Source organism: Aporhodopirellula sallentina SM41, from assembly GCF_000346505.1.
GTDB lineage: Bacteria > Planctomycetota > Planctomycetia > Pirellulales > Pirellulaceae > Rhodopirellula > Rhodopirellula sallentina.
The window spans coordinates 1-3,299 of the sequence record NZ_ANOH01000028.1 but is presented as its reverse complement, the minus strand read 5'-3'; the positions used below and the strand labels follow the sequence as shown (position 1 = coordinate 3,299).

General features: G+C 57.3%; 2 protein-coding genes and 1 pseudogene. All 3 read left to right on the top strand.

Annotated features, from left to right (window positions below; translation table 11 throughout):
- Window positions 1-246: pseudogene (locus RSSM_RS01320) on the top strand (30S ribosomal protein S1); the annotation flags it as partial.
- A 67-nt stretch (window positions 247-313) separates the two neighbouring features.
- Window positions 314-1,144 carry a TIGR00282 family metallophosphoesterase gene (locus RSSM_RS01315; protein WP_008673656.1) on the top strand — a complete coding sequence of 277 codons (831 nt, stop codon included), beginning with the start codon at window positions 314-316 and terminating at the stop codon, window positions 1,142-1,144.
- A gap of 680 nt (window positions 1,145-1,824) precedes the next feature.
- Window positions 1,825-3,222: a poly-gamma-glutamate synthase PgsB gene (gene pgsB / locus RSSM_RS01305; RefSeq protein ID WP_008673655.1), complete on the top strand. Its 1,398-nt coding sequence runs from the start codon at window positions 1,825-1,827 to the stop codon at window positions 3,220-3,222.
- Window positions 3,223-3,299: the final 77 nt, after the last annotated feature.

Sequence of the window (3,299 nt, the reverse complement as noted above, 5' to 3'; positions counted from 1 at the left end):
GTCAGCAGCGTGGTCAACGCGGGCGACACCGTGGAGGTGAAGGTGCTGAGTTTTGACCGGGATTCGCAGAAGATCGGATTGTCGATCAAAGCCGCTCACGCGGTCGCGGACAAGCCGAGCACTGCGAAGGAAGAGGAAGTCGACGAGCCGCCACGTGAACTCGCTGTACAACCTCAGCACACCGGTCCACTCAAAGGCGGGAATAACCGTGACACCGGCGGCGAACGATTCGGCCTGCGTTGGTAGACGAATCGTGTCGATGGTTTAGCGTTGTTTTTTCGGCTTTCGAACGCATGGTTGGGGATGGGCACCGGTGCGATTTTTGTTTCTTGGCGATGTCGTTGGTAAACCGGGATACTCTGCCGTCTTGAACCGTGCGGCCGGTCTGAAGGAACAACATTCTCTCGACGCGTTGATCGTCAACGCGGAGAACGCGGCCGATGGCGCGGGGTTGATGCCGCGGCAGTATCGGCGGCTGATGGAAGCCGGCGTCGATGCGATCACGTTGGGTGACCATATCTATCGCCGATCGGAGATCATCCCGATCCTGAAGGAAAGCAACCGGATCGTGAAGCCGGCGAACTATCCCTGCGATGCCGCCGGCCGGACTTGGGCGGTCGTCGATACGCCTTCGGGACGACTCGGTGTGATTTCGATCCTCGGGCGTGTTTTCATGCGACCGGTGGACTGCCCGTTCACCGCCGTGGATCGGGTTCTCGACGAAATGGCCAACGAAACCGATGCGATCATGGTCGACATGCACGCCGAGGCGACCGGCGACAAGCAAACGATCGCGCGGTATCTCGATGGGCGGGTGACTGCGGTGCTCGGAACCCATACTCATGTGCCCACCGCCGACGCCCACGTCATGGCGGGCGGCACCGCGATGCAGTGTGATGTCGGCATGTGCGGGCCGTACGATAGTGTGATCGGCCGAGACGTCGGACGGGTAACGAAAACAACGCTGACGTTCGAGCCATGTCACTTTCACGTCGCAACGAAGGATGTGCGGTTGTGCGGGGCGATCGTTGAAACGCGCGAGGACGGATTGGCGGCGTCGATCGAGCGTTTCGAAGAATCCGTTGGCGAAGAAACCGCTTGCCGCAACGGAATGCCCAAAGGGCGCGGGTCGAAAAGAAAGTAACCCACCGGTATTTGTCCCGTAGTTCGGTCTTTCCAAGATCGAGAGGGAGGTTGGCTTTTGGGGTTGGGATTTCGTGCCTCGGAGAGCCGAGGCTACGTGGCGGGGTTCTGGTTGCTGACTCCGTCGACATCGATTTCCGCGAACGTGAGAAAACTTACTCGCAAAAATCTCGATCCTTGTAGCGGAAAACACGGCTCAGAACCGAAAAGAAATGTGAATTCATTTGGACAAACGATTGTTTTTAATGGAGCGGTTGTAGCCTTCGTGCCGATATTGAGGCTGCTTGGTTGCCCTTGGGCGATTGGCGGAAAATTCTCTTGGATCGGTCTTTACTCGGACCGATCAGAGAGAATAATTCTCGCGTTGTCGACGAACACCATCGAGCTTTGGCTGCCTCGGTTCGTCGATCTTTTCACCAGCCTAACGACACGCTCCCAACCTAGAGATCGGTTCACCGCAGGTGAGTCACCTGTGCACGCATGGTTTGCGTTCACTGATGGATTCGCATGGCGAAACCGAAGGTCGATGGTCAGCGCTTTTAACACCTAGTCATGGATCCGCTGTTGGACTGCAGCGAATCGTTGGATCTGTCACAAATCGTTGTTCGATTTTCCCCTGTGCCACCGTTGGCATGAGATCGGGCAACCGTTGTTTCTCCCCACATCAAAAGAGAACCGTCTGTGAACGGCTTGGTCGCATTGGTGGCGGTTGCTGCCATCGTAGGTTTGGTTGCTTTGCTGGAAGCATGGTGGTACCGACGTCAGCTCGAAAAGATTCCTTTTCGGATCCACGTTAATGGAACTCGAGGCAAGTCTTCGGTGACCCGATTGATTGCTGCGGGGTTGCGAGCGGGCGGGATTAAAACCTGCGCCAAAACCACCGGAACATTGGCACGCATGATCTTTGACGACGGGCGTGAGTTGCCGATCTTCCGCCCCGATCGCGCCAACGTGATCGAACAAAAACGGATCGTAAAGACTGCGGTCTCCGAAGGTGCGGAGGCATTGGTGATCGAGTGCATGGCGTTACAGCCTTTGTTGCAATCGGTATGCGAACTCAAACTCGTCCGGTCCACTCATGGTGTGATCACGAACGCCCGTGCCGATCACCTCGATGTGATGGGCCCGACGCGGCTCGACGTCGCTCGCGCTTTGTCGGCAACCGTCCCTGTTGGCGGTACGCTGCTGACGGCGGAAGATCGTGCGGATAGTTTGCAGGTGATGGGAGCGGCGTGTGCGGACCGAGGTTCGCAGTTGCAAAACATCACCGCCAACGACTCGGCGAAGATCACCCCCGAAGAACTCGCGCAGTTTTCGTATCTGGAACACGCCGAGAACGTCGCCTTGTCACTCGCGGTTTGTGAGCAGATGGGCGTTGATCGTGAGGTTGCTCTGCGAGGCATGTGGGAAGCCACACCGGATCCGGGTGCGATGCGTGTTCACCAACAAAACGTTTACGGTGACTCGTGGCATTTTGTCAACGCGTTCGCCGCAAACGATCCCGAGTCGACGACTCGCATTTGGGATGCGGCATACGACTACTTCCCCGGTGTCAATCGCCGCGTGTTGGTGATGAACTGCCGCGTCGACCGCATCGACCGTTCGGTGACGATGGCCGACGCGTGTGTTCACTGGCAAAAGTATGACCGCGTAGTGATCATCGGTTCGGGAACGGACGTTTTCCTCCGTCGTTTGCTCAAGGGCGGGATCGATCAGAATCGGATCCTTTGCTTGGGGAACGCGACGGGCGATGAAGTCGTCTCGATGCTGCTCGAATCATTCGCGGCGGAAAGCAAGAGCGACGTTCCCGCTTACGCGACGGCAGACTCACTGCCGCACGAGGAAGTGGTCGCAAGATGGCACGGTGAGGGTGAATCCTATCGTGCCGAGTTGGCTGCGGAGTCGGTGGTTCCTCCGACAAAAATGAACCAAGAAGATGCGTCAGGCATGCTGTTGGTGGGTGTCGGCAACATCGCCGGTCCTGGGATGGCATTGGCCGAGTACTTTGAAAAGAAGGAAGGTTGGGAACGATTTCAACGTCCCCAATCGGCTCCTGTTCGTGTGATGGAGATGGTCTGAGATGGAATGGCTTGCGTTGTCGATCGGCATCGGGTTGGTCGTCAGTTTGCTGTTTACCGAGGCTTTCGGTTTGAGCG